Origin of the sequence: Arthrobacter oryzae, assembly GCF_030812315.1 — a bacterium.
GTDB lineage: Bacteria > Actinomycetota > Actinomycetes > Actinomycetales > Micrococcaceae > Arthrobacter > Arthrobacter oryzae_B.
On the sequence record NZ_JAUSSM010000003.1, the window covers coordinates 62,490 to 88,645 of the forward strand.

26 protein-coding genes are annotated in these 26,156 nt (G+C 65.6%); 10 read left to right on the plus strand and 16 right to left on the minus strand.

The window, feature by feature from the left end:
• Window positions 1-84: 84 nt before the first annotated feature.
• Window positions 85-3,243 (minus strand): S8 family serine peptidase, encoded by a 3,159-nt coding sequence (locus tag J2S97_RS07045; RefSeq protein ID WP_307047906.1) that lies wholly within the window; start codon window positions 3,241-3,243, stop codon window positions 85-87.
• Window positions 3,244-3,554: 311 nt separating this feature from the next.
• Window positions 3,555-3,740 carry a hypothetical protein gene (locus tag J2S97_RS07050; protein WP_307047908.1) on the minus strand — a complete coding sequence of 62 codons (186 nt, stop codon included), beginning with the start codon at window positions 3,738-3,740 and terminating at the stop codon, window positions 3,555-3,557.
• 264 nt (window positions 3,741-4,004) lie between these two features.
• Here J2S97_RS07050 and purS point away from each other — a divergent pair, with 264 nt between their 5' ends.
• The 3 genes from purS to purL are packed head-to-tail and all read left to right on the plus strand — an operon-like array spanning window position 4,005 to window position 7,346.
• The gene (gene purS, locus J2S97_RS07055) at window positions 4,005-4,256 is read left to right on the plus strand and encodes a phosphoribosylformylglycinamidine synthase subunit PurS (protein ID WP_056631212.1); all 252 of its coding nucleotides are present in this window, start codon (window positions 4,005-4,007) and stop codon (window positions 4,254-4,256) included.
• A gap of 1 nt (window position 4,257) precedes the next feature.
• The gene (gene purQ / locus J2S97_RS07060; RefSeq protein ID WP_307047911.1) at window positions 4,258-5,031 is read left to right on the plus strand and encodes a phosphoribosylformylglycinamidine synthase subunit PurQ; all 774 of its coding nucleotides are present in this window, start codon (window positions 4,258-4,260) and stop codon (window positions 5,029-5,031) included.
• Window positions 5,028-7,346, plus strand: a complete 2,319-nt coding sequence (purL, locus tag J2S97_RS07065; RefSeq protein WP_307047913.1) for a phosphoribosylformylglycinamidine synthase subunit PurL — start codon at window positions 5,028-5,030, stop codon at window positions 7,344-7,346. The genes purQ and purL overlap by 4 nt, the downstream gene beginning before the upstream one ends.
• A 77-nt stretch (window positions 7,347-7,423) precedes the next feature.
• On the opposite strand, the gene J2S97_RS07070 is transcribed toward purL, so the two are convergent.
• The 6 genes from J2S97_RS07070 to J2S97_RS07095 form a co-directional block, all read right to left on the minus strand.
• A complete protein-coding gene (locus J2S97_RS07070) occupies window positions 7,424-7,717 on the minus strand; it encodes a DUF503 domain-containing protein (protein WP_307047915.1) in 294 nt (97 codons plus the stop codon).
• 21 nt (window positions 7,718-7,738) lie between these two features.
• Window positions 7,739-8,056, minus strand: a complete 318-nt coding sequence (locus tag J2S97_RS07075; RefSeq protein ID WP_307047918.1) for a putative quinol monooxygenase — start codon at window positions 8,054-8,056, stop codon at window positions 7,739-7,741.
• Between the two features lie 4 nt (window positions 8,057-8,060).
• Window positions 8,061-8,711 carry a hypothetical protein gene (locus J2S97_RS07080; protein WP_307047920.1) on the minus strand — a complete coding sequence of 217 codons (651 nt, stop codon included), beginning with the start codon at window positions 8,709-8,711 and terminating at the stop codon, window positions 8,061-8,063.
• A gap of 14 nt (window positions 8,712-8,725) precedes the next feature.
• Entirely contained in the window at window positions 8,726-9,283 is a 558-nt protein-coding gene (locus J2S97_RS07085) for a DUF1990 family protein (RefSeq protein WP_307047922.1), read from the minus strand.
• The gene (locus J2S97_RS07090; RefSeq protein ID WP_307047924.1) at window positions 9,280-9,690 is read right to left on the minus strand and encodes an MmcQ/YjbR family DNA-binding protein; all 411 of its coding nucleotides are present in this window, start codon (window positions 9,688-9,690) and stop codon (window positions 9,280-9,282) included. The genes J2S97_RS07085 and J2S97_RS07090 overlap by 4 nt, the downstream gene beginning before the upstream one ends.
• Before the next feature lie 104 nt (window positions 9,691-9,794).
• Window positions 9,795-10,220, minus strand: coding sequence for a CoA-binding protein (locus J2S97_RS07095; RefSeq protein WP_307047926.1), 426 nt, complete (start codon window positions 10,218-10,220; stop codon window positions 9,795-9,797).
• Window positions 10,221-10,679: 459 nt separating this feature from the next.
• Between J2S97_RS07095 and acs the strand changes: the two genes are divergently transcribed.
• Genes acs through J2S97_RS07115 form a run of 4 tightly spaced genes read left to right on the plus strand, consistent with a single transcriptional unit; the run spans window position 10,680 to window position 15,820 of the window.
• Window positions 10,680-12,752 (plus strand): acetate--CoA ligase, encoded by a 2,073-nt coding sequence (gene acs / locus J2S97_RS07100; protein WP_373460529.1) that lies wholly within the window; start codon window positions 10,680-10,682, stop codon window positions 12,750-12,752.
• Window positions 12,753-12,762: 10 nt separating this feature from the next.
• Complete coding sequence (gene sfnG / locus J2S97_RS07105) at window positions 12,763-13,971, plus strand: dimethylsulfone monooxygenase SfnG (protein ID WP_307047929.1); 1,209 nt, start codon at window positions 12,763-12,765, stop codon at window positions 13,969-13,971.
• On the plus strand, window positions 13,971-15,329 hold the full coding sequence (locus J2S97_RS07110; RefSeq protein ID WP_307047931.1) for an O-acetylhomoserine aminocarboxypropyltransferase/cysteine synthase family protein: 1,359 nt from the start codon (window positions 13,971-13,973) through the stop codon (window positions 15,327-15,329). The genes sfnG and J2S97_RS07110 overlap by 1 nt, the downstream gene beginning before the upstream one ends.
• Window positions 15,326-15,820, plus strand: coding sequence for a CoA-binding protein (locus tag J2S97_RS07115; RefSeq protein ID WP_307047933.1), 495 nt, complete (start codon window positions 15,326-15,328; stop codon window positions 15,818-15,820). Before J2S97_RS07110 ends, J2S97_RS07115 begins: the two co-directional genes overlap by 4 nt.
• An 89-nt stretch (window positions 15,821-15,909) precedes the next feature.
• Here the strand turns inward: J2S97_RS07115 and J2S97_RS07120 are convergent, their stop codons facing one another.
• From J2S97_RS07120 to J2S97_RS07135, 4 genes are all read right to left on the minus strand, one after another.
• The gene (locus J2S97_RS07120) at window positions 15,910-16,803 is read right to left on the minus strand and encodes a hypothetical protein (protein WP_307047935.1); all 894 of its coding nucleotides are present in this window, start codon (window positions 16,801-16,803) and stop codon (window positions 15,910-15,912) included.
• Window positions 16,800-17,354, minus strand: a complete 555-nt coding sequence (locus J2S97_RS07125) for an RNA polymerase sigma factor (protein ID WP_307047937.1) — start codon at window positions 17,352-17,354, stop codon at window positions 16,800-16,802. Before J2S97_RS07125 ends, J2S97_RS07120 begins: the two co-directional genes overlap by 4 nt.
• Window positions 17,355-17,718: 364 nt before the next feature.
• On the minus strand, window positions 17,719-18,702 hold the full coding sequence (locus J2S97_RS07130; protein WP_307047939.1) for a phosphotransferase family protein: 984 nt from the start codon (window positions 18,700-18,702) through the stop codon (window positions 17,719-17,721).
• A 65-nt stretch (window positions 18,703-18,767) separates the two neighbouring features.
• Window positions 18,768-19,310 (minus strand): Hpt domain-containing protein, encoded by a 543-nt coding sequence (locus J2S97_RS07135; protein WP_307047941.1) that lies wholly within the window; start codon window positions 19,308-19,310, stop codon window positions 18,768-18,770.
• 199 nt (window positions 19,311-19,509) lie between these two features.
• Here J2S97_RS07135 and J2S97_RS07140 point away from each other — a divergent pair, with 199 nt between their 5' ends.
• Window positions 19,510-19,695, plus strand: a complete 186-nt coding sequence (locus tag J2S97_RS07140) for a hypothetical protein (RefSeq protein WP_307047943.1) — start codon at window positions 19,510-19,512, stop codon at window positions 19,693-19,695.
• A gap of 69 nt (window positions 19,696-19,764) precedes the next feature.
• Here the strand turns inward: J2S97_RS07140 and J2S97_RS07145 are convergent, their stop codons facing one another.
• Window positions 19,765-21,054: an adenylosuccinate synthase gene (locus tag J2S97_RS07145; protein WP_307047945.1), complete on the minus strand. Its 1,290-nt coding sequence runs from the start codon at window positions 21,052-21,054 to the stop codon at window positions 19,765-19,767.
• Window positions 21,055-21,370: 316 nt separating this feature from the next.
• On the opposite strand from J2S97_RS07145, the gene J2S97_RS07150 reads away from it, so the two are divergent.
• Both J2S97_RS07150 and J2S97_RS07155 read left to right on the plus strand, forming a co-directional pair.
• Window positions 21,371-22,825 (plus strand): purine-cytosine permease family protein, encoded by a 1,455-nt coding sequence (locus tag J2S97_RS07150; protein WP_307047947.1) that lies wholly within the window; start codon window positions 21,371-21,373, stop codon window positions 22,823-22,825.
• 217 nt (window positions 22,826-23,042) lie between these two features.
• The gene (locus J2S97_RS07155) at window positions 23,043-23,675 is read left to right on the plus strand and encodes a uracil-DNA glycosylase (RefSeq protein ID WP_214954639.1); all 633 of its coding nucleotides are present in this window, start codon (window positions 23,043-23,045) and stop codon (window positions 23,673-23,675) included.
• Between the two features lie 68 nt (window positions 23,676-23,743).
• On the opposite strand, the gene J2S97_RS07160 is transcribed toward J2S97_RS07155, so the two are convergent.
• From J2S97_RS07160 to J2S97_RS07170, 3 genes are all read right to left on the minus strand, one after another.
• Entirely contained in the window at window positions 23,744-24,166 is a 423-nt protein-coding gene (locus tag J2S97_RS07160) for a DUF3151 domain-containing protein (RefSeq protein ID WP_307047949.1), read from the minus strand.
• Between the two features lies 1 nt (window position 24,167).
• Entirely contained in the window at window positions 24,168-25,187 is a 1,020-nt protein-coding gene (fbaA, locus tag J2S97_RS07165) for a class II fructose-bisphosphate aldolase (protein ID WP_104174107.1), read from the minus strand.
• Between the two features lie 192 nt (window positions 25,188-25,379).
• A complete protein-coding gene (locus J2S97_RS07170; protein WP_373460513.1) occupies window positions 25,380-26,054 on the minus strand; it encodes a TrmH family RNA methyltransferase in 675 nt (224 codons plus the stop codon).
• Window positions 26,055-26,156 lie beyond the last annotated feature (102 nt).

Here is a 26,156-nt window from a genome sequence, read left to right on the forward strand (position 1 = left end):
CGTTCGGCCGCCGGGACGTTCCTGTCAAACGCATTCCTTATTCAGTTGGACATTTGGCGCGTTTCCGGCCGGACGCTGTTCCGGCTAGTTTCCCGGAACCGTGTCGACCGGAGCGACCGCCGGAGCGCCGGACGGGGCCGGGGCCGCATCCGTGCCCACCTTGACGTTGACCCAGGTCTTGATGCCGTTGCCGCCCAGGCTCAGCCGGCCAAGGTAGGAGCCCTCGGCAAGGCCGGACCAGTTGGCTGTTGCCGTGGCGGCCGTGCCGTTCGGAGCAACGATGGGATTCGGGTTGACCGTCAGGTTCCCTGCGTCCCCGCTGAACGAGACAGCCTGGATCCGGGCAGAGGCGGCTCCGTTATCCGGGGTGGAGTAGAGATTGGCCACGATGTAGTACGTACCGGCCCTCGGTGATTCCAGGTCCAGGAACTCGCTGGCCGACGACGTCGCCACCTGCGTGGCCACGAGCTTCCCGCTGCCGTCCGGCGCGTAGACCACCATGTCCCAGTCGACGTCCTCTGTCTCCGCCTGGATACCGAGCCGGGCAAACGTGGCACCGGCCGGAACAGTCACCTGGACGACGGCGTTGTGTTCGTCATTCTTGGCCGCAAAAGCGCCGGGAGTCTTGGTGATCGCTGTCTCGGACAGGGGTGCGAGCCCCTCAATGCCTACGGCAATGGGCGAATCCGAACCAGACACCAGGTCCATGGTCCCGCTGCCCGTTCCGGTGGCGGAGCTGAACGAGAACGACGGCGCAATCTGGGCATCCACCGGACGGACAGCCATCGGCGAACTGACCGTACGCGGGCCCTTCCACGTCAGGGTGCCGGTGGTGAACTTGCCTGTCGGGGCTCCGACGCTCTTCACCGTGATGGTGACGTCGAGGCTCTTACCTGCCTTCTTGAAGTCCAGGACGGCCGGTTCAACGCGAACATCGAAGCCCGGAAGGTTGACCTCGGCCCTGTACGTTCCGGGGACCAGGGCAGTGAGCGTCCGCTTGACCTTGATCTCGCCAACGAGGCTGCCGAGCGCAATGGAGGGGACATTGAGGTCGCGCGCGGCCAAGGTACCTGCCTTGCGTGCACCGGTGTCGACGCCTTGCCCGTTGAGGAAGGCATTCCACTGCTTGATGTCCGAGTTGTACACCAGCCCCGGATCCAGCACGCGGGCGGAGTCAATGTGGCCGGCGCCGCCTTCGAACGGGTTCAGGTTGGGCGTTCCGTCGGCGTTGACCAGCGGGTAGGCGGTGGTCATCATGGCGGACTTGACCATGGCAGGTGACCACTTGGGCTGCTTGCTGAACACCAGTGCCCCAAATCCTGCGATGTGCGGTGCGGCCATGGACGTGCCTGACATAAAGCCAAACTGCGCACCGTTGTTCCCAATGGTGGAAACGCCCGCAAGGACGTTGACGCCGGGTGCTGAGATGTCCGGCTTCAGGAGGTCGCCTCCCGAGGCGAGGCTCGGACCACGGGAGGAGAAGCCGGCCACCTGGGGTGCCGGTGGGAGGGGTTCACCGGTGAGGTCGCCCTTGACGAGGCTGACCGTGAGGGTGGGGTCGGCGGCAAGCCTGGCCTTCAGCTCCAGGCTCTTGGGGGCGTTGACGTGGACAGTGGGCACCACGTGGTTGTCGGCGTCTTCGGAGCTGGACGAGAGGTTGACCAGGATCATGCCCAGACCGCCCTTCGACTGGACTTCAAGGCTCTTCGCCGTGCGGTCCACAACGCCACGGTCGCAGACTACGACCTTGCCGCTGACCTTGGCGGAGTCCAGGGTTCCCGGGCCGCAGAGGTTAGCGGGCGTGGGAGCACCCGCCGCCGCAGCGTCCGCTGCGACCACGACGGGAGCATCCTTGACCTCGGTCTTCATGATGGAGGCGCCGCGGAACATGGTGCCGTCGGAAACCTTCACCGTGCCGAGCAGATCGCTCGGGAACGTGGAGGCTGCCACTGTGGTCAGCCACGGCGACGCGTGGTTTACCGTGGAGACCGCGGGCCCGGAGTTGCCGGCCGAGGCCGAGACGAACACGCCGACCGCCGCTGCGTTCAGGAACGCCAGCGCCACAGGGTCCGTGGTGCTGTTGGTGTTGCCGGAGATCGAGTAGTTCAGGACGTCCACACCGTCTTTGATGGCGGCGTCGATGGCTTCCACTGAAGCCGAGGAGTAGCACCCGCCGGTATTGGGATCGTTGTCCTCCCAGCACACTTTGTACACCGCGACTTTGGCGGCCGGTGCGACGCCGGAGCTCGTGCCGAAGCTGGCGCCGTCGATGGCCTGCTCCACGTTGGCGTTGCCGGCGGCGGTTGTGGCGGTGTGGGTCCCGTGGCTTCCGACATCCACCGGCGAGATCAGTTCCTCCGGGGCGCGGTTCTCCGGCGCCACGTACTGGAGGAACGAATCGGCGAAGTACCGCGCGCTGATCACCTTCGAGTTGCAGTCGCTCCCGTCAAAGGCCGCACCGGATTCGATGCCCTTCTGGCACTCACCTTCGAAGGTTGTGCCGTCGGATTTGAGCATGGCGATGGTGCCGTCCTTGGTCCGGTACGGGACGCCCATTTCCGCCTTGCCCTTGCCGCCGCCCTTGCCGCTGGCGCTGAGCGGCTCCACTGCCTCGCCTTGGAGGAAGGGGTTGTCCGGGGCGTAGCCCGAGTCGATCACCCCGACCACCGCACCCTTGCCCGCATTGGCTTCGCCGCCGAACTGCTTCGCCCAGGCGCCGTCCTGGCCCGTGAGGTTCAGAAAGTCGGTGGTGGTGTAGTCCGGAGCGTTTTCCACGTCGGGTGCGACCAGGAGGACTTTACTGTCCTTGGCCAGTTCGGCGGCCTGGCGTGCGGTCAGATGGGCTACGAATCCGTTGAGCGCCGCTGTGTACTGCTTAGCCGGCTTCGCGGAATGCTTGGCCGCGACGTCGCGTTGCGACTGGCGGAGGTGGGCGTCGTAGGCCTTGAATTCCGGGCTCTTGGCGTCAAGCTTTCGACCATGCTGCGGTTTGGTGGCGGCGAGTCCCCCCGTTCCGCCCTCATATGCGGCGGCGGCTTCCTCGGCCAGGACCACTATGTAGCGGCCGTCCTTGTAGTCCGACGGATTGACGTTCCCGGCCTGTACTGCGGTGGTGGGTCCAGCCGGCGCCGCGGTAGCGGGTCCTGCTGCGACGGAGGAGAGAAGCAGCGGGAGGCCTACAGCCAGCGCCGCAGCCTTCCGGAGTCCCCCGCCCCGGACAAGGCTTATTCCTTTTGATTTCACGAGTGACTGAAACCTTTCATGAGGTACGGGGCCGGCGGTGTGGCCGGTCTCGGTCAGCTGGGAAATGGCAGCCGGAATAACAGATCCTGTCATCCGGCGAGACCAGCCGAGTCATACAGTACAGAGTGATAGGCGAATATGACATAGGACACAAACATCGTTTTGTTTTTGTCATTTCGAGGCGTCGCCGGACATGACTGAGGGCGGTTTCCCAATGGAAACCGCCCTCAGTCCAAGACATTTTCGGGAAGCCGGACGGCTTCGGGAACCCTGGGGTTTTCGTGGCGGGGCCGACGGCGGCCCGGCGCCGGCTACTGGCGCGGAGTTCGGACAACCTCGCTGATCCAGGCGCGGGTCTTCGCATCAATGGGACCGGCCACATTGGTTGCCCTGGCCGCCCGATCGGCCTTGATCTTCTGAATCACCATTCGGCCCAGGCCCGCAAAAACTGCGGCTGCCATTACCGGTAGAAGCACGGACTTCGGTTTCTGAGCCATGCCGCAATCCTACTCAGCGGACCCGCGCGCCACCAGAGCCGGCGTCGTGCTCCAACCTCCGCGGTGAGTGCCCCAATTCACAGTCAACCGGCGAATGCGGCTTGACGCACTGCGGCCGGTAGAATGGGCATGCAAGCTCGCGGAGCGCTCTTTCCGCTGTCTTATGTTTGGAGTCCGCAGGGCTGTAAATGCAGCAGCAGACCAGCGTGAGACGGCACCACTCCGCTGCGCCCTTACCCAACGCTCACGCACAGGAGTTACCGGATGCCCCGGATCGTTGTCGACGTCATGCCCAAGCCCGAGATTCTGGACCCGCAGGGGAAGGCCATCGTGGGTGCACTTCCCCGCCTGGGCTTCACCAGCTTCAGCTCTGTCCGCCAGGGCAAGCGATTTGAACTGACCGTTGACGGCGAGGTGACCGATGCGATCCTGGCCCAGGCCCGCGAAGCAGCCGAAACCCTGCTGTCCAACCCCGTGATCGAAGACGTCGTCAACGTCGAGGTCGTCGAGGCCTGAGATGACTGAACTTCCCTTGATTGGCGAGGCGGTCGCTGTCGCGGCCAACCCGCGCCTCGCCGGCGCCAAGATCGGCGTCGTCACCTTCCCCGGAACCCTCGATGACCGCGACGCCGCCCGCGCCGTAAGCCTCGCCGGTGCCACGCCCGTGGCACTCTGGCACGCGGACACCACCCTCAGCGACGTCGACGCCGTCGTGATTCCGGGCGGTTTCTCCTACGGCGACTACCTCCGCGCCGGCGCCATTGCCCGCTTCGCTCCGCTGATGTCCGAGATCATCAAGGCAGCCAACTCGGACGCCAAGCTGCCGGTCCTGGGCATCTGCAACGGCTTCCAGATCCTCACCGAGTCGCACCTGCTGCCCGGCTCGATGATCAAGAACGACCATCTGAAGTTCATGTGCCGCGACCAGGTCCTGCGCGTGGAGAACAACAGCACGGCCTGGACCGGCGACTACGCTGCCGGCCAGGAAATCACCGTGCCGCTGAAGAACCAGGACGGCCAGTACATCGCCGACGAGAAGACCCTGGACGCCCTCGAGGCGGAAGGCCGCGTGGTGTTCCGCTACGTCGGCTTCAACCCGAACGGCTCCCGCCGCGACATCGCCGGCATCTCCAACGCTGCCGGCAACGTCGTCGGCCTCATGCCGCACCCCGAGCACGCCGTGGAACCCGGATTCGGCCCGGCGTCCCTCGACGGCGTCGGCGGCTCGGACACCGATGGCCTCGGTTTCTTTACCTCCGTCCTGAACAAGATTGTGGGAGGCGCAAAGTGAGTACCTCAGCTGAAACCGTCAGCCGGAAGTTCAACATCGACACGGTCGAGAACGCCGCCAAGACCCCGGACACCGAACTCCCCTGGGCCGAGCTTGGCCTGAAGCAGAACGAGTTCGACGAGGTCGTCAAGGTCCTGGGCCGCCGCCCGACCGGCGCCGAGCTCGCCATGTACTCCGTGATGTGGAGCGAGCACTGCTCCTACAAGTCCTCGAAGAACCACCTGCGCCAGTTCGGCGAGAAGGTGACCGACGAGATGAAGAAGGACATGCTGGTGGGCATCGGCGAAAACGCCGGTGTCACCAACCTGGGCGACGGCTGGGCCGTGACGTTCAAGATCGAGTCCCACAACTCGCCGTCGTTCGTGGAGCCCTACCAGGGCGCCGCCACCGGAATCGGCGGCATCGTCCGCGACATCATCTCCATGGGCGCCCGCCCCGTTGCCGTGATGGATCCGCTGCGCTTCGGCGCCATCGACCACCCCGACACCGCCCGCGTTATGCACGGTGCGGTTGCCGGCATTGGCGGCTACGGCAACTCGCTGGGCCTGCCGAACATCGGCGGCGAAATGGTGTTCGACTCCGTGTACCAGGGCAACCCGCTCGTCAACGCGCTGGCAGTCGGCGTGATGCGCCACGAGGATATCCGCCTCGCCAACGCCTCCGGCAAGGGCAACAAGGTTGTCCTGTTCGGTGCACGCACCGGCGGCGACGGCATCGGCGGCGCGTCCGTGCTGGCCTCCGAGTCCTTCGACGACACCAAGCCGTCCAAGCGCCCCGCCGTCCAGGTGGGTGACCCCTTCGCCGAGAAGGTCCTGATCGAATGCTGCCTGGAGCTGTTCAAGGGTTCCCTCGTTGAGGGCATCCAGGACCTCGGCGCCGCCGGCATTTCCTGCGCCACGTCGGAGCTTGCCTCCAACGGCGACGGCGGCATGGAGGTTGAACTGACCTCCGTCCTGCTGCGCGATCCCACCCTGACCCCGGGCGAAATCCTGATGTCCGAGTCGCAGGAACGCATGATGGCCGTGGTCACCCCCGAGAACATCGCCGCGTTTGAAGCGGTCATGGACAAGTGGGCTGTGGAATACTCCTGGCTGGGCGAGGTGACCGACACCGGCCGCCTGATCATCACGTGGGAAGGCGAAGTCATCGTCGACGTCGACCCGCGCACCGTTGCCCACGACGGTCCGGTCTACGACCGCCCGTACGCCCGCCCCGAGTGGCAGGACGCCGTCCAGGCCGATTCCTTCAGCGGATCAGTCCAGGACGCCGGCCGTCCCTCCGCCCCCGCGGAGCTGGCAGCCGCCGTCGCCGAGCTCATCGCCTCGCCGAACATGTGCAGCAAGGACTGGATCACCAACCAGTACGACCGTTACGTCGGCGGCAACACCGCACTGGCGTTCCCGGACGATGCCGGCGTGGTCCGCGTAGACGAGGAAACCGGACTGGGCGTGGCCCTGGCCACCGACGCCAACGGCCGCTACACCTACCTCGATCCGTACCACGGCGCACAGCTGGCACTGGCCGAGGCGTACCGCAACGTCGCCACCTCCGGCGCCGTTCCGATGGCCGTCAGCGACTGCCTGAACTTCGGTTCCCCCGAGGACCCGGATGTCATGTGGCAGCTCGCCGAGGCCATCCGCGGCCTGTCGGACGCCTGCATGGAACTGGGCATCCCGGTCACCGGCGGCAACGTCTCGCTGTACAACCAGACCGGCACCACCCCCATCCACCCCTCCCCCGTGGTGGCTGTGCTGGGCAAGCTGGACGACGTCGCCCGCCGCACGCCGTCGGGCTGGCGCGAAGACGGCCAGGCCATCTACCTGCTGGGCACCACCGCAGCGGAACTGGACGGCTCGGAATGGTCCAACATGCGCGGACACCTCGGCGGTTTGCCGCCCAAGGTTGACCTCGCCGCCGAGCGCGCGCTGGGTGAAATCCTGATCAACGCGTCCCGCGACGGCATGGTGGATTCGGCGCACGACCTCTCCGAAGGCGGCCTCGCGGCAGCACTCGTTGAGTCTTCCCTGCGCTACGGCGTGGGCGCCCGGATCGCCCTGCAGGACGTCATGGACCGCGACGGCGTGGACCTGTTCACGGCGCTGTTCTCCGAGACCCAGGGCCGCGCCGTGGTTGGCGTGCCCCGCTCCGAAGAGGTCCGGTTCACCGACATGTGCACCGCCCGCGGCTTCGCCCACACACGCATCGGCGTGGTGGACGCAGCCAGCGGCAAGCTGGAGATCAACGGCGTGGACGCCCTGTCGCTGGATTCGCTGCGCGAAGCCCACGAGGCCACCTTGCCGAAGTACTTCGGCTAACCCCCACCCAGCGCGAACGGACACTTGAGTCCCCCTTCCACGAGGGCCTCAAGTGTCCGTTCGCGCTTAAGGATCGATCAGTCGTCGCTGCGGAGCTCGCGTTGGCGTGCACTGAGGAGCTCGAGTTCGGGACGGTAGGCCACAAAGCGTTCGACGGCGGTGAGCACCTCCACGACGTGCGCCCGGTCGGCTGCCACCAGGCCCGCGCCCAGCTGCGTGCGCCGGTATTGCTCGTGGTCACCCACCTCGGCCACGGACACCTCAAAGCGGCGCTTCAGTTCGGCCAGCAAGGGCCGCACGACGGAGCGCTTCTCCTTGAGGCTGTGAACATCGCCCAGGAGAATGTCGAACTCAATCCATCCGATCCACATGCCATAAGCCTATCGATGGAGTCAGATGGTCAGTTCGCCCATCCGGTCCCAGCCGTCGCCGTCGAACTGGCGGCTGATGATCTGCGGCGTCTCGGCCAGGGCCTGCGGCATGTCCGCCATGGCCTTTTGGAAGTGCGCGCTGCTGACATGGTCACCGGCAGCATCGTCCTTGAAAGCCTCAACGAGCACGAACTCGTCGGGGTCTTCGACGCTGCGGGACCAGTCGAACCACAGGTTGCCGGGTTCCTGGCGGGTGGCCTGGGTGAAGTCATCCACGAGGCCCAGCCACTTTTCGGACCAGTCCGGCTTGACCTTGAATTTGACGACAATGAAGATCACGGGGCTATGCCTTTCGTTGAGTTTGTCCGGTGAGCCCGGCGGCGAGGGAATGCTCGCACTCGTCGATTGCCTCCCGGGCCCACTCCTGCTGCTGGGGTGTGCCGACGCGTTCGGCCCACTGCTCGGCCAGCTGGAACTCGACCAGGGCCTCGGTGAACCGCCCGGCCTCGTGCAGCGTCCAGCCGAGGTTGTTGTGCAGGGAGACCATCCAGCGCCGGGTCCGCGGATCGTGCACCGTGGAGGCGTACTCGAGGGCGCTGCGGGTCCAGGATTCGGCGTGCGCAGAGTCGGCGATCGCCAGCATGTGCAGCGCGTCAACCGCAAGGAATTCCTCGCTGAGGTGGTCCGCGAGTTCGGCCGCCTGTTCAAAGAGCGGCACGGCCATCGCCGCATGGCCGCTGGAGTTCAGGATACGGCCGCGTTCCATCAGCACCCTGACACCCACCGTGGGCTCGTCGGCATCGATCGAATCCAGCAGGGCGTCGGCTTCTTCGTAGCGGCCCTGCAGTCCGATGGCCCGCCCCAGCTGGGTGGCGAGCTCGGCCTGTTCGTCGGCGTCGTATTTTCCGTCTTCAGCAGCAGCCCGGAAACGGGCTTCCGATCCTGCAGGATCGTCGAAGTTCCACAGTTGGTCAAGGGTTTTCTGTTCCAGCATCCACCTGCTCCTGATCAGCTTTCACCTGCGGCCAGTTCGTGTGCACTCCCAATGTATCGGGAAGTGACATGCCTTTGTGCGCGTCCGGCGACGGCGCTGCCGGCAGCGTAGAACCAGTTGGACGGCCTGCTGAAAGCAGTGATTCTCAGGAACACCCGCCCCTGCCCGTCCACTTCCACCTCGAAGGACTCCTCGCCGCGCACCGGATGCCCCGGCAGGCTTCCGTATCCGAAACCGGCGCTTTGCGGACCGTCGCCGGGCACCGGCCGGTGCACCCACACAACCTCGCAGGGGGCATTGATCCGGAAGGGCCCGAATCCGAATCCGCTCACCACCCGGGCGCCGGGCACCACGACGTCGGACTCGGTGCGGACGCGCAGCCCGGACCTCTTCTGCAGCTGCCAGGTCAGGATTCCCTGGGCCACCCTCCGGTACAGGGCCAGTCCGTCGCCGAGGTAGGCCTGGGTCACCCCGCAAGGGAAGCCTTGCGGGGGCTGCCCGTGCTCAGTGGAGCCAATGCCCGGATAGTTCAGTCCGCCGCGGGCGATGCGTCCGCGGCCGGGATTGCTCATGCGCCGTCGCCCCGGGCAAGGCCTGCCCAGCCCAGCTGATCCCGCTGTTTTCGGCTGAGCGAGGCCACCACCAGGTCATAGGAGTCCTCCACCATGTCCCGGATCATATCGTCCGGCAACGCTCCGTCCAGCCTGACGCCGTTCCAGTGAGTCTTGTTCATATGCCAGGCGCCCGTGATTTCGGGATGGACTGCCCGCAGCTGTTCCGCCAGGGCCGGTTCGCATTTAAGGCTCACGGACCAGTCCGCCGGGTCCATGGCGGACAGCGCGAACATCTTGGCCTCCTGACGCGCCCCGCCGGCCACGGCGGCCCGCACTTTGAAGACGGACGTCTCGGGGCCGAACGGAAAGTCTTCAAAAGCGCCGGGGAAGCTCAGGCAGATCCCGCGGAGGGTGGCAACGTCCATAGCACGAGCCTATCCGGCGGCAGGGGCCAACCGCAGGCTGGCACACTAACCGCGGGCATCGCCGGTGCCGCAGTCCGTCCGGGGTAGTGCCGATCCTTGGGCCTTTAGATGCCCACCCGCCACCCTTCGCGGGCGGGGCACGAGTTGACCACCACGTCCAGTCCGGCCGCCTTGGCACGCTCCACGGCGGCGTCGTCGAAGACACCGAGCTGCAGCCACACGGCCTTGGCGCCCACAGCGATGGCCTGGTCGATGACAGCCCCCACCTTGTGGGAGTTCACAAAGCAGTCCACGACGTCGATCGGGTGCTTTTCGGCGGGGATGTCAGCCAGGGAGTGGTACCCCTTCTCCCCGTGCACGTCGTCACCCGGGAGGTTGACCGGGATGATTTCCATGCCCATCCGGTCACGCACGTACAGGGAGACATCGTAGGCCGAGCGCCATTCGTTGGTGGTGAGGCCGACGATCGCCCAGGTGCCTTTGGTTCGCATGAGACGGTCTATGACTGCCGGATCGTTAACGTGGGCCATACATCAACCTTACTCCTGCGGCCTTTGAGCCGGATCTTCGAATAAATGAATGAATAGCTTGGACGTCATGGGCGATGAACGAATATTACAGCGCAGCCTGGCGGGATTTTGGGAAATCGTGCATCTCAGTTCTAGTAGGTAGTGACCATCCCGAGCGGCCAAGAGACCTGGATCGATGAAGCCGCAGCAACCCCAGTGACGTGAGACGACCATTCCCACGTAACTGTTCCACTCTCTGTCGACGAAATTCGATGGAACCAGGGGAACCGCGGGTGCTACTGCCAGGACCGATGGAGTGCTGTAATGACCCCAGAGAATAGTTCTGCCCTGCCCACCTTTGCCCGGATTCCGTCCGAGGCAACCCCACAAACCACTTCGGACGCGACGGCGGACGAAGCAGGGCTGCGTGACGCGCCCGGCTCCTCTCGCGGCTCTTCGGGATGGTCCCTGACCGAGCCCATGGACGGCGCAGTGCACGGCGTCCCCACTGACGGACCGGCGCGTCACCGCGGCACCACCCCCCAGCCCGCCACTGCAGCTAAGCCGGCCGCTGCCGACACTCTGCATGTGGCCGACACGGTCGCGTTCTGGGAGGAACAGGCCCTGCGTTTGGACTGGGCGGCACCCGACGGCGGAGCCCTCAGTGGAAACAGCAGCCGAAAGCCCTGGCACACCGCCCACCGGCGCGTCCCGGCAGACTTGGAAGCCGGCACCGGCCCCGACATCACCTGGTTCGAGGGCGGCAGGCTCAACGTCGCCTACAACTGCGTGGACCGCCATGTTGCGGCCGGGCGCGGCGATAAAGTAGCGCTGCACTTCGAGGGCGAACCCGGCGACCGCCGTGCCGTCACGTACGCCGAACTGCAGCGGGAAGTTTCCAAGGCGGCGAATGCCCTCCTGGACCTGGGCATCACCAAGGGCGACCGGGTGGTCATCTACCTCCCGGTCATCCCCGAAACCGTCATCATCACCCTGGCCGTGGCTCGGATCGGCGCCGTCCATTCCCTGGTCTTCGGCGGCTTCTCCGCCGAGGCGCTGAAGTTCCGGGTGGAGGACACCCGGGCCAAGCTCCTGGTCACCACGGACGGCCAGTTCCGCCGCGGCGAGGCCGTGCAGGTCAAGGACAACGCCGATGCCGCGGTTGCCGGCGACAACGCCATCGAGCACGTTTTGGTGGTCAACCGCACCACCCCGGCGGACCGGCTGGCCGGCGTCCCGATGACCGAGGGCCGCGACGTGTGGTGGCACGACGCCGTCGGGCGGGCCTCCGACGTGCACGAGCCGGAAGTGTTCGACGCTGAGACTCCCCTGTTCATCATGTACACCTCCGGCACCACGGGTAAGCCCAAGGGCCTGGTCCACACCTCCGGCGGCTACCTCACACAGGCGTCCTGGAGCTTCGAGCACCTCTTCAGCAACCCGGACCCGGCGCTCCGGGACCAGGACGTGCACTGGTGCACCGCGGACCTGGCGTGGGTCACCGCCCACACCTATGAGATCTACGGCCCGCTGTCCAACGGCGTTACGCAGGTGATCTTCGAAGGCACGCCCAACACCCCGCACCCGGGCCGGCACTTCGAGATCATCGAGCGCTACGGCGTCACCCAGTACTACACGGCGCCCACGCTGGTCCGCTCGCTCATGGGCTGGTTTCCGGACGGCATCCCTGACACCTACGACCTCTCCTCCATCCGCATGCTCGGCACGGTCGGCGAAGCAGTCAACCCGGAGGCCTGGCGCTGGCTGCGGCAGAACGTCGGCGCCGGCACCGCCCCCGTGGTGGACACGTGGTGGCAGTCCGAGACCGGCGCCACCATCCTCTCCCCCGCGCCGACCGACATCGAGTTCAAGCCGGGCTGCGCGGCCCGTCCGCTGCCGGGCGTCAGCACCCGGATCGTGGACGACGCCGGCAATACCGTCCCGCCGGGCGTGCAGGGATTCATTGTGGTGGACACCCCGGGTCCGGCGATTGCCCGCACTGTCTGGGGCAACCCGCAGCGCTACTTCGATTCGTACTGGCGCAAGTACGCCGCCCAGGGCTGGTTCCTGGCGGGGGACGGCGCCAAATACGACGCCGACGGCGACATCTGGATCCTGGGGCGGGTGGACGACACCCTCAATGTGTCCGGCCACCTGCTGTCCACGATCGAAATCGAATCGGCCCTCGTCTCCCACCCGAGCGTTGTTGAGGCCGGCGTCTGTCCGGTGGCGGACGCCAAGACCGGCCATGCCGTCGTCGCCTTCGTGGTGCTGAAGGGCGGGGTTTCCGCGGAAGTGGCCGCCGAGCTCCGCAACCACGTCGCGAAGGAGATCGGACCGATCGCCAAGCCGCGCGACGTCGTCGTGGTTCCTGACGTGCCCAAGACACGCAGCGGCAAGATCATGCGCAGGCTGCTCACCCAGCTTTTCGAGAGAACCGCCCTCGGCGACACAACATCGCTCCAGAACGAACCGGCGATCGCCGGAATCCAGGAAGCCTTGGACGGCTATGCCGCCGCCGTCCCGGCTTCTCCCCTCAACGGACAGAAGTAAAGGAACAATCATGAACGACATCAGCAACGTTGCCCGTCTTTCCGAGCCGCTCAAGTTCGCCTACTGGGTGCCGAACGTTTCCGGCGGCCTGGTGGTCTCCACCATCGAACAGCGCACCGGCTGGGACTTCGACTACAACAAGAAGCTGGCCCGGATCGCGGAAAACTCCGGATTCGAATACGCCCTGACGCAGACCCGCTACACCGCCTCCTACGGTGCGGACAAGCAGCACGAGGCCACGTCCTTCAGCCTCGCGTTGCTGGCCGCCACGGAGCGGCTCAAGGTCATCTCGGCCGTCCACCCCGGCATGTGGCACCCCGGCGTGCTGGCCAAGTTCATCATCACAGCGGACCACATCTCCAACGGCCGCGCCGCCGTGAACATCGTCTCCGGCTGGCTCAAGAACGAGTTCACCAACTTCGGCCTCGAGTGGCTGGAGCATGACGAGCGCTACGTCCGCACCGAGGAATTCATCAAGGTCCTGCGTGGCCTCTGGACCGAGCAGGAATACAGCCAGTCCGGCAAGTACTACAACATCACCGACTTCACCCTGAACCCGGCCCCGGTGGACGTTCCCGGCCGGGCGCACCCGGAGATCTTCTTCGGCGGCAACTCCACCGCGGCCCAGGCCACCGCCGGCCGCGTGGCCGACTGGTACTTCTCCAACGGCAAGGACCTGGAGGGCTTCAAGGAGAACATCGCAGGCGTGGTCGCCGGGTCGGGTGCCGCCGGGCGCGGCACTGAAGGCGCCCTCCCTGCCCCGAAGTTTGGCCTCAACGGCTTCGTCATCGCCCGCGACTCCGAAAAGGAAGCCCGCGACACCCTCCGCGAAATCGTGGAGAAGGCGCACAAGCCCGCAGTCCAGGGGTTCCGCGACGCCGTCCAGGAGGCCGGAGCGTCCACCAAGGACGGCAAGGGCATGTGGGCCGACTCCACCTTCGAGGACCTGGTGCAGTACAACGACGGGTTCAAGACCCAGCTGATCGGCACTCCCGAACAGATCGCTGAACGGATCGTGGAGTACAAGAAGATCGGCGTGAACCTGTTCCTCACCGGCTACCTTCACTTCCAGGAGGAAGTGGCGGCCTTCGGCCAGGACATCCTGCCGATCGTCCGCGAACTCGAGGCGGATCTTGCCCGCAGGAACGGCACGGAGCTGGACCTGTCCCGGACGCCGGTGGCTTCGGCAGGCTCAACCGCAGGGCTGGTGAACGCGTAATGGCTGACCGCAAGTTCGGTTTCCGCACCCGCGCCCTGCACGCCGGCGGCACCCCCGACGCCGAGCACGGCGCCCGTGCCGTGCCGATCTACCAGACCACGTCCTTCGTTTTCAAGGACACCCAGGACGCTGCCAACCTCTTCGCGCTGCAGAAGTACGGCAACATCTACTCGCGCATCGGCAACCCGACCGTGGCGGCGTTTGAGGAGCGCATTGCGTCCCTCGAGGGCGGCATCGGCGCGGTCGCGACGTCGTCGGGCATGGCCGCGGAGTTCATCACCTTTGCCGCACTCACCCAGGCCGGCGACCACATCGTGGCAGCCTCCCAGCTGTACGGCGGAACGGTCACCCAGCTGGATGTCACCCTGCGCCGTTTCGGCGTGGACACCACATTCGTTCCCGGCACCGACCCCGCGGACTACGCGGCTGCCGTCCGGGAGAACACCAAGGCCATTTTCGTCGAGGTGGTGGCCAACCCGTCGTCGGAGGTCCAGGACCTTGAGGGGCTTGCGAAGGTAGCGAACGACGCTGGCATCCCCCTCGTCGTCGACGCCACCTTGAGCACGCCGTACCTCGTGCGGCCGATTGAGCACGGTGCAGACATCGTGATCCACTCCGCCACCAAGTTCCTCGGCGGCCACGGCACCACGCTGGGCGGCGTGATCGTGGAGAGCGGCCGGTTCAACTGGGGCAACGGCAAGTTCCCCACCATGACCGAGCCCGTGGCCTCCTACGGCAACGTCTCCTGGTGGGGCAACTTCGGCGAATACGGGTTCCTGACCAAGCTGCGCTGCGAGCAGCTGCGCGACATCGGTCCCGCGCTCTCACCCCAGTCCGCATTCCAGCTGCTGCAGGGCGTGGAGACGCTTCCGCAGCGCCTCGACGAACACCTGAAGAACGCACAGGCCGTGGCGGAATGGCTCGAAGCCGATCCCCGCGTGGCGTACGTGAACTTCTCCGGCCTGCCGTCCCACCCGCATTTTGAGCGGGCGAAGAAGTACCTGCCCCTGGGTCCCGGATCGGTGTTCTCCTTCGGCGTGAAGGGCGGCCGCACGGCCGGGCAGAAGTTCATCGAGTCGCTCCAGCTGGCCTCCCACCTGGCCAACGTTGGCGACTCACGCACCCTGGTCATCCACCCCGGCTCCACCACGCACCAGCAGCTGAGCCCGGCCCAGCTGGAATCCGCCGGTGTCCCGGAAGACCTGGTCAGGATTTCGATCGGGCTTGAGGACATCGAGGACATCCTCTGGGACCTCGACCAGGCCCTAACTGAAGCGCAAAAGGCTGCGACGGACAACTTGGCCAACGATGACCTCGACGAACCGGCCGACGCCTGCACGATCGGAGCACTTTCATGAGCACTGAAGACCGCACCTGGCAGGGCCCCTCGGCGCCAGACCGCCTGAACCTGCTCCGGCAGGCGACGTCCATTGCGATTGTGGGTGCCTCCGACAAGCCTTCGCGGGCCAGCTATTTTGTAGCCACCTACCTGCAGTCCTCCACGCGGTACAAGGTGTACTTCGTGAACCCCGTTGTGAAGGAGATCCTTGGCCAGCCGACCTACGCCTCATTGGCCGAACTTCCCGAAAGCCCGGACATCGTGGATGTGTTCAGGAAGCACGACGATCTCCCGGGCGTCCTGGACGAGGCCATCGCAGCCGGTGCCAAGACCCTTTGGCTGCAGCTGGGTTCCTGGCACGAGGAAGTGGGCGCGGATGCTGAAACGGCCGGGCTCAATGTGGTGATGGACCGGTGCGTGAAGATCGAGCACGCCAGGTTCCACGGCGGACTCCACCTTGCCGGATTCGACACCGGCGTCATTTCCTCGAAGCGACAGGTCCTGGCCTGACCCCGCCCCTTGGCGCGGCCCAACTGACTCGCAGTTAACGTCGCGAAGATCGCTTTTGGGAGCGTTAACTGCCAGTCAGTTGGGTGGGGTTACCGCCGGAACTTTCCCAGCCAACTGCTGACGGAATCAAGGGCGGACTCCACTGTGGAGTCGATCGCGGTTTCCACGGTCGAACCCAGCTTCACACCCGATTTCGCCGGGTCCATCCCCTCGTATTCCGGTGCTCCGTCGCTGAGTTCCGCTCCGTCGCCGGTTTCCGCTGCATCGGATTCGGCCGCACCAGGCGTAATTTCGGCGTCCTGCCCATCGGCCTGATCCGATGCCCGTCCGGTCATGCCCTGCCCGGCCCCGGCGTTGCCCGGATTAGCCCTACCGTGGTTGGCCCGCCCGGTATTTCCGTTCGAGGCGGCGCCGTGAGCCCAGCCTTCGCCGATCGGTGACCGGCCCTTATCCCGCCCGGTCGTGATTGGCGCCGCGGGCTCGACAGCCGCCGCCTCTGCATCGGCGGTTTGCGCGGCAGGCTCAGCGGGTCCGTGTGCGGCCGCAGGGTGGGCCCGGTCAAGCTGCAGGAAGAGCGGTGAGACCCAGGTGATCCGCCCCCTGTGGTCCGCGGCTTCCGGCGCCAGGGGAAGGGTCCAGCCGGGCGCCCAGTCGGTGGTCAGCTGTTGGACGGACCACGGCCCGGAGCCGTCTCCGGACCCTTGGCTGGTGGCAGCAACACCGCTGACTCCGAGGCCCATGCCTGCCAGGACCGCGAGCCCCACCACCGTGGGACGGTGCTTGCGCAGCCAGCGCTGCCGGGTCAGCTCATCCCGCGGACCGTCCAGCATAAGGGCTAGTTCGGGCCCGGGGGCGGGTGCCGGCATCTGAGCGAGTGAGGCAATGGACAAGAGGGCGGCTTTGAGTTCGGGCACCTCTGCGTGGCCTGCGTCCAGCAGAAGCCGGTCAACGGTCCCCCCGGAAAATTCATCCCTGGTTGTCATGGCGCCACGTAGTCCTTTACGGCCGAATGTTCACGGAGTCTGTCCAAAGCACGTCGCTGAAGCTGTTTTACGGCTCCGGCGCTTTTCCCCATAATTTCGGCAACTTGATCCACCGTGAGATCTGCAATGATCCGCAGTGTCAGGACTTCCTTCTGGTCCTCTCCCAGCGCTTCCAGCAGCGCCAGCACTTCCCCCGGTGCCACCAGCTGCATGGCCGCTGCTTCCGCCGATCTGGATTCCCGCCGGTCCAGCTCCGGTTCGAACGGTTGCTTCGCTGGGGTTCGGCTTTGCCTTCGGTGGTCGTCAACCATCCGTGCATGCGCTACCGAGAACAGGAACGTGCGAAGTCCGCTGGCACCGCCGCTAATGGTATCGATCCGGGGCAGAACCGCAAGGAAGACATCCTGCATGGTGGCCTCCGGGTCCTCGACACCACGGGCGGTCAGATACCCGAGTACCTGCGACGCATAGCTCCGATAGACCAGACTGAACAACTCGCCATCGCGTCCCTTGAGGGCATGCAATGAATCGTCGGTCAGTGCGTCTGTCACGGACGTGTGGCTTTCGTTCAAGGGAGATGGCTACATCATTGTATGGCCATCAAGTGGCGGCGGGGTTGTATCCCGCCCAACAACTTTACCCCGGGTAACCGAGGTGAAAGGCCGGCAGATACCGCGCACTCCTGGGCCGGCTTCCTGCTGAACCGGCTTCGGACAAAAAAGGGCCGGGCCGGAAACCTGATGGGGGACAGTTCCAGCCCGGCACTCTTTTTGCAGTCAAGCGCCGGGTTCGAACCTGATGGGGGACAACTTCGAACCCGGCGCTTTCATAGTGGTAATCGTCACGGCAGCGCCCAGGGTTACGCGAAAGCCGAAAAAACTTCACAAGAGTTTCAGCCGCCGTCCCCGTACAAGGTCAGAGGGGGGATAACCGTTGCCGGAGCCAGCGGATAACGGCTTCGCCCTGCCTTCGCTGAAAGGCCCGGAGAGTGGGGAGCCCCGGTGGGGGCGGCTGCCTCCCAGCGTCGGTAAAGTACGCCCCCAGGCCCGACAACACCCGATTAATGCCGTCCGCAGTGGCCGCGGCAAATAGCTGGTGGGACCCCAGCACGGACTCCACATCGAACCTTGGATCGTAGACCCGCACGTTTATCAGGACTGTGAGGCCGTCGACCCAAGGCGAGCCGATGCACGCCCACGGCCAGTCCACCAGCACGGCCCGGTTGTGGGCCGTCATCAGGATATTGTCGGACCGTACGTCTGTGTGCACGAGCGAGGGTCCGGCGAGGTCCTGGAGCCCGTTTTCGGCGAGTTGTCCCAAAGCGTCGAGGTTCTTCAGGATCCAGGGATCGCACTCTTCGGGCGGGTCCGTGCCGATCCGCTGCCACCCTTCGAAAGCGTCGGCAAGTTCGTGCTCCAGTGCCGGTAGGTGGGCCAGGGCAGGAGGGACCGGCATCCGTGAAAGTTCGAACAATGCGTCCAACACACACCTCAGCTCCGCTGAACGCCAGGGCAGGCGCGGATGGCGGCCCTCCACATCGCTAAGGATGAGGGCTACCCATTCTCCGTCGTCGAAGGTGCCAATCAGCGACGGCGCCGGGACGCCCTCGGGCAGTGCCGCAGTTACGGCCGCTTCTTTGCGGTGGATGGCTGGCGAGTACTCGTTCAGCCGGGGACTCACCGCCTTAATGAAGGCCCTTCCGCCCGCAACAGTAAGGACCCTGTCGGCCGTGCCCGGAGAAAATCCGCCCTGCTGACCCGTCGCGTGGGCAACAGGGGAACCCAGGATCTGTTCTATTCCTGTCTGCACGTGGCCCGGCAAATCCGCCCAGCTGATGCGGGGACTCCACTCCGACTGCATAAAACCCATTATCGCCCTGGCAAAGGTGGCGATCCGCACCGGTGCCCACCTTCGGCGAGGCCCCGCGTTGTTGCCGGGTGAGCGGGCGGAAGTTGGCGACTGAGTCAGGAGCCCGTCAGTAAACGGGACAGCGCCGATGCCAACTCCGAAGCGTCCGGGCCGAGGCGCCGGCCCGTCTCACGTGCCCGGTCCATCCGTCCGACGCGCAGATCGGCATCCACGAGCCAGGCAACCAGTTCGAGCCGGGCGGCCCCCGCCATCGCCGCGGACGACGCAAGGCTTTGGGCCGCGGCACTGGCCGCCTCGTGGTCCCCGCTGTCCAAGGCGCTGATGACGTTGTTGACCCTGGACGGGAGCAAGACCAGGAACAGGTTCAGGAATTCAAGGAGCCGGCTCTGGGAATGGACTCCCCCGGCGAGCTCCTGCACCCGTGTGCGGTCAAGAACCGGCTCCCGGTTGATGCGGGCACGGTAACGGCGCGGGCCCTGTCCCGGGCTCGCATACCGGTCCGGCGCTTCCGGCGCTGACCCGGTTATCGCTTTGTCTGACTTCAAGCTGAGACCCATGATGTCCACCTCTTCCTTGGCGGTCCGGAGAGCAACCTTCGAGGGTTCCCGTTCCCCGCGAAGCGCCGGTGAGTCCAACATAGGAAGAGCGGACGGGCAGGTCACGAGTAACCGGTACCCGTAATCGCAGCTGCGGCCACCCGCATCGCATGCCCGCTACGCATCGCCGGCCCCGCCTTGGGCTGACCGCCCGAGCCGGGCACCTTGGGGAAGTTCCGATCCTGTAACGCTCCGCCGCAAGGGGTTACGTGGGCCGGGCATTGGGTGTCAGGATACGGGCATGAGCGAGGAAGTGATGGCCGTACCTGCCGCCAGTTCAGCAGTGGCCCCAAAACACGAGACCCGACTGATCAATACCGGTTCCGCAGCGACCCGCGCCATGCACGAGCAGGCCCGCCGACGCCGCGACGCCGAAGCGAAACTGCAGCAGCACCTGCTCCAATTGCGCGACAAACAGGCCGAATAGCCGGCATGCACAACGACGGCGGCGGGCCACCTTTCCAGGTGACCCGCCGCCGTCGGGCGTCAGTTGGCGTTAGTCCAGAATCAGGTCGTTGACCACGATGGTCTGGTCGCGGTCCGGGCCGACTCCGATGGCTGAGAAGCGCGTGCCGGACAGCTTCTCGAGTGCCAGCACGTAATTGCGGGCGTTCTCCGGGAGATCCTCCAGGGTGCGCGCCGCGGTGATGTCCTCGGTCCAGCCCTCGAAGTACTCGAAGATCGGCTTGGCGTGGTGGAACTCGGTCTGCGTCATCGGCATTTCGTCGTGCCGGACGCCGTCGACGTCGTAAGCCACGCAGACCGGGATCTGCTCGATGCCGGTGAGCACGTCAAGCTTGGTGACGAAGTAGTCCGTGAAGCCGTTGACGCGGGAGGCGTGGCGGGCCAGGACGGCGTCATACCAGCCGCAGCGGCGCGGACGGCCCGTGTTGACACCGAATTCGCCGCCGGTCTTCTGCAGGTACATGCCCATCTCGTCGAACAGTTCCGTGGGGAACGGGCCGGCGCCGACGCGGGTGGTGTACGCCTTGATGATGCCGATGGAGCGCGAGATCCGGGTGGGGCCGATGCCTGAGCCCACCGAAGCGCCGCCGGCCGTCGGGTTGGAGGACGTGACGAACGGGTATGTCCCGTGGTCCACGTCCAGGAATGTGGCCTGGCCGCCCTCCATGAGCACCACCTTGCCCTCGTCCAGCGCCTTGTTCAGGACAAATGTGCTGTCAATGACCAGCGGGCGCAGGCGGTCCGCGAAGGAGAGGAAGTACTCCACGATCTCGTTCACCTCGATGTCGCGGCGGTTGTACACCTTGACGAGGAGCTCGTTCTTCTGGCGCAGCGAACCTTCAACCTTCTGGCGGAGGATGGAGGCGTCAAACACGTCCTGGACGCGGATGCCCAGACGGGCCACTTTGTCCATGTACGCCGGGCCGATGCCGCGGCCGGTGGTGCCGATGGCGCGGCTGCCCAGGAACCGTTCGGTGACCTTGTCCAGCACCTGGTGATATGGCGCGACGAGGTGGGCGTTGGCTGAGACGCGGAGCTTGGAGGTGTCCGCCCCACGGGCTTCCAGGCCGTCGATCTCCTGGAACAGGGCTTCGAGGTTCACCACACAGCCGTTGCCGATAATCGGAACCGCGTTCGGGCTCAGGATGCCGGCAGGAAGGAGCTTGAGCTCATACTTCTCACCGCCTACGACGACGGTGTGCCCGGCGTTGTTGCCGCCGTTCGGCTTCACCACGTAGTCAACGCGGCCACCAAGCAGGTCAGTGGCTTTACCTTTGCCTTCGTCGCCCCATTGGGCTCCGACGATCACGATTGCTGGCATGGGATCCTCCCCCATTCGTTCGGGCCGGACCGCAGCCGGTTCACCAAGGTGACCGCCGAGGGACAGCGCCGTTCATGAGAATGCCCCGAATTCCACTGCTGCGACCATTGGGCCGGTAGGCCGACAGTCACAGCGCAAGAGTTCCGGGGCTCTTACCACCCAAGTTTAGCCGATATGGGACCGGACCACGGCGTCGGCATATTCCGGACGACACGCCGGGCTGTCTGGTATTTGCGACATAGGCCGGCGTATCGCCGTCGTTCTCCGGCCCGCAACCCTATGACATGGAACATAACAGCCAGCACGAGGAGTAACCATGGCAGCAGGAAGCACTACCGTTGAGGCCCGGTCAATCGAGATGATCCCGCCCCTCGAGCGGCACGGCCACCCCCGGGGGCAGTTCACCCTCTGGTTCGGTGCGAACGCGCAGATCACCGCAATCGTTGACGGCGCCCTCGCCGTTGTGTTCGGGGCGGACGCGTTCTGGGCCATCATCGGCCTCCTGCTGGGCAACGTCGTCGGCGGGGCAGTCATGGCACTGCACTCCGCCCAGGGACCAAAGCTGGGGCTTCCCCAGATGATCTCCAGCCGGGCCCAGTTCGGTGTTTACGGCGCCGTCATTCCGCTGGTCCTGGTGATCCTGATGTATATCGGCTTCGCGTCTACCGGCACGGTGCTGTCCGGGCAGGCGATCAACCTCATGCTTGGCGTGGAGGCCCCGGCAGTGGGCATCCTGACCTTTGGCGCCGCCACTGCGTTCCTGGCAATCCTTGGCTACAAGTACATCCATGCCCTGGGCCGCATCGCCACCGTGGTGGGCCTGGCCGGTTTCCTGTACCTGACGGTTGCCGTGTTCACCAGGTTCGACGTCGGCCAGATCATGTTCCTGAAAGGCTTCGAGTGGCCCACTTTCCTCACGGCAATAGCCTTGGGCGCGGGATGGCAGCTCACCTTTGGCCCCTACGTCGCCGATTATTCGCGTTACCTGCCCCAGGCCACCTCGGAGCGCAAAACCTTCTGGTACACGTTCGCCGGCTCGGTGGGCGGCGCCCAATGGGCGATGACCCTGGGCGCCATCGCCGGCGGGCTCTCCGCCGCCGGCCTGGGCGGCGATTTCCTCAAGAACCAGGTGGGCTACATGGGAGACCTGGCCGGTGGAGGGCTGATCGCGATCTTCATCTACCTCGTGATCGTCACGGGCAAGCTCACCGTCAACTGCCTCAACGCCTACGGTGCCTTCATGTGCTCGGTGACCATCAGCACGGCCATCAACCGGCGGGACTCGGTCTCACGGGCAGCCCGGATCGTCTTCATCATCGCCGTCATCACGGCCAGCGTGCTGATAGCCCTCTTCGCCAGCAAGGACTTCCTGAACGTCTTCAAGAACTTCGTCCTGCTGCTGCTGATGGTGTTTACGCCATGGTCCGTGATCAACCTCGTGGACTACTACAAGATCTCCCGCGACCGGCTGGACATCCCGGCCCTGTATAACCCGGACGGCCGCTACGGCCGCTGGAATGTCCCGGCCCTGGCCTCCTACGGGATTGGTGTCCTGGTCCAGGTGCCGTTCCTCGCCCAGGCGCTCTACACCGGGCCGGTTACCAAGTGGCTGGGAGGAGCGGACATTTCCTGGATCGAGGGCATCCTCGTCACGATGGCTGTCTACTACCCCTGGGCCAAAGCCACCAACCGCGCGCCGTCCGAGACGATCTACCCCGCAGCAACATCCGGCAGCGGGGAGAAAGCCACCACTGCGGCAAAGGCCGGCTAACCGACTGCAGGGTCCAGGGGGCTGCGGGAGCCCCCTGGACCCGATCCGCGGGATCCCGGCCCGGCATTTCGCCGGGCTTGATAGACTGATAAGGATCGATCAGGAGTCGGTCCACTCACCACATTTTCAACCACACCGTACCTAGGCGTGCCCGGTATTTGGCATGCCCGCGGCTGGTGTGGCAGCGTCACCGATCCCGCAGGAGACACAGCAATACATGACAGCCTTGGCTACTGAATCATTCCGCGAGCAGCTTCTGAGCCGCCGTTACGAACCCAACGTCGCAGCTGTCAACGAGCTGTGCGACACCCTCCAGGGCGTCAAGCCGGACACCGTGGTCCCCTATGTGGACCCGATGCACGACGTCGACGAGTGCCGCATCATCAGCCTGTACTCCAACATCGGCACCGCCGATGAATCGGGCTTCATCACCGCCGGCGACAACGAAGCCGCCACCCGCATGCTCGGCGTGCAGTGGAAGCTGGGCCTCCGCCCCGAATTCGTCATGCCGTGGAACGTCCACCCGTGGCACACTCCCGGCGAGCCGAACGGCAAGTTCACCCCGGACCAGATTTCCGCCGGCCTTAAGCCGCTGCTGAAGTTCCTCGCGCTGGTTCCCCGCGCGTCCGTGATCGTGGCCCACGGCACCGAGGCCAACCGCCTGGCCCAGCTGCTCCTGAAGACCGAAGTGCCGCTGCTGTGGCGCCGCGGCCTGAAGACCTACAAGGTCCGCTCGCTCAGCGGCCGCGCCTTCGCCGGAACCGAGGCCCGCCAGCAGCAGTACCTCGACGAGATGCACGTTGCTTACCTGGACGCCATGGCCCGCACCGGCCTCACCAAGGCGAACTAAATAGCCTGAACCACGTACGACGGCGGCCCCTCACCTGCGAAGGTGAGGGGCCGCCGTCGTACGTTCAGTTACTTGCCTTCGATGGCCGCTTTGGCGGAGGGATCGGAGTCATTGAGGAACTTCTCGATGCGTTCCGGTTCCTCTGCCTCGCCGATCGCCGATGAGGCGCGGCCCAGGGAGTACAGGGCACGCAGGAAGCCGCGGTTGGGTTCGTGTTCCCACGGGATGGGTCCCACCCCGCGCCAGCCGTTGCGCCGCAGTGAATCCAGGCCGCGGTGGTAGCCCACACGGGCATAGGCATAGGACTCGATGGTCCGGCCCTCAGCCCAGGCTTCCTCGGCGAGCACAGCCCACAGCAGTGACGAGGTGGGGTGCTTCTCCACCAGGTCCAGGGCTTCCTGGCCCGCATCCAGCTGCTCGTAGACCTCGGTCTCGGCAGGCAGGAGCGTGGGCTCGGGACCCATCAGGTTCCTGCGGAACTCGTCGGACATACTAGAAGGTCTTCCCGGCCGAGCCGAGCTGCTTCGTGGCTTCAACAACGCGGGCTGCCAGGCCGGCTTCGGCTGAGGCGCCCCAGACGCGGGGATCGTAAGTCTTCTTGTTGCCGACCTCGCCGTCAACCTTCAGCACGCCGTCGTAGTTCTTGAACATGTGGTCGGCCACGGGACGCGTGTAGGCGTACTGGGTGTCCGTGTCGATGTTCATCTTGATGGTGCCGTAGGAAACGGCGTCGGCGATTTCCTGGTCGGAGGAGCCGGAACCGCCGTGGAATACGAGGTCGAACGGGTTTTCCTTGCCGATCTTGGCGCCGACCTGGGCCTGGATGTCCTTCAGGATCTCCGGGCGCAGCTTCACGCCACCCGGCTTGTACACGCCGTGCACGTTGCCGAAGGTCAGGGCGGTGATGTAGCGGCCGTTCTCGCCGGCACCCAGGGCTTCGATGGTTGCCAGGGCGTCTTCCACCGTGGTGTAGAGCTTCTCGTTGATCTCGTTTTCGACGCCGTCCTCCTCGCCGCCAACGGTGCCGATCTCGACCTCAAGGATCATCTTCGCAGCAGCGGTGCGCTCCAGGAGTTCGCGGGCGATGCGCAGGTTTTCCTGCAGGGTCTCGGCGGAGCCGTCCCACATGTGCGAGTTGAACAGCGGGTTGCGTCCGGCCTTGACCTCAGCCTCGGAAGCTGCCAGCAGCGGCAGGACAAAGCCGTCCAGCTTGTCCTTGGGGCAGTGGTCGGTGTGGAGGGCGATGTTGACGCCATAGTTCTTGGCCACTTCGCGGGCGAAGGCAGCGAAGCCCAGCGAACCGGCAACCATGTCCTTGGTGGAGGCGCCGGACCAGTAGGCCGCACCGCCGGTGGAAACCTGGATGATGCCGTCGGACTCTGCGTCTGCAAACCCGCGCAGGGCCGCGTTCAGCGTCTGCGAGGACGTGACGTTGACGGCCGGAAAAGCGAAGCCGCCCGCTTTTGCGCGGTCGATCATCTCGGAGTAGATCTCTGGGGTTGCAATGGGCATGCTGACTCCTAAAGTGAATTTCGTCTACGGGTTGTGCTGACCCTGGAGTGAACCTCGTCGGCTAGCCCCCATCCTAGCCAATTCTGTGCGGGGGCCGTGTTTCGGGTCACTGGGCCGGGTAATACTTTGCGCTGCGCCCGCCCGGGTGGCAGGTCGCGGCGACGGTGCCGTACCAGAGGCGACGGCCCCGTGCTAGACGTGCTGGGTGAAGACGTGCCGGCGGATCCAGGCGTGCATGGCGATGGCCGCCGCGGACGCCGCGTTGATGGAGCGGGTGGAGCCGAACTGTTCGATCGAGAGAGTGTCCAGGGCCGCCTCATGGACTTCGGGGGTTAGCCCCGGACCCTCCTGGCCGAACACCAGGACACAGTTCTTCGGCAGGTCGTAGGTTTCCAGCGGCACGGAATCGGGGAAGATGTCGATGCCGATGATCGCCAACCCCTCCCCCTGCGCCCACGCCACGAAATCCTCCACGGTGGGGTGGTGGCGGACGTGCTGGTAGCGGTCGGTGACCATGGCGCCGCGGCGATTCCACCGGCGTCGCCCGATGATGTGCACTTCCTTTGCCAGGAAGGCGTTGGCGGTGCGCACCACGGTGCCGATGTTGAGGTCGTGCTGCCAGTTTTCAATCGCTATGTGGAAGTCGTGGCGCTTCGAATCCAGGTCCGCCACGATGGCTTCGTGCTTCCAGTAGCGGTACTTGTCCACTACGTTGCGGCGGTCCCCGTCGGCCAGGAGGTCAGGATCCCAGTGCTCGCCTTCGGGAAGTTCACCCTCCCAGGGCCCGACGCCGACCTCCGCCTTGGGTTCCGGTTCCTCCTCGGACGGAGGAACGGGCAGGGCTGGGGTCTGGGGGTGGTCAGTCACCCCTCAACTCTAGCCGCGCCCGTCCCGCCCACTCGTCCCGCCCACCCGGCGGCGCCCCGCCCACCCGGCGGCGCCCCGGCCACCCGGCGGCGCCCCGGCCGG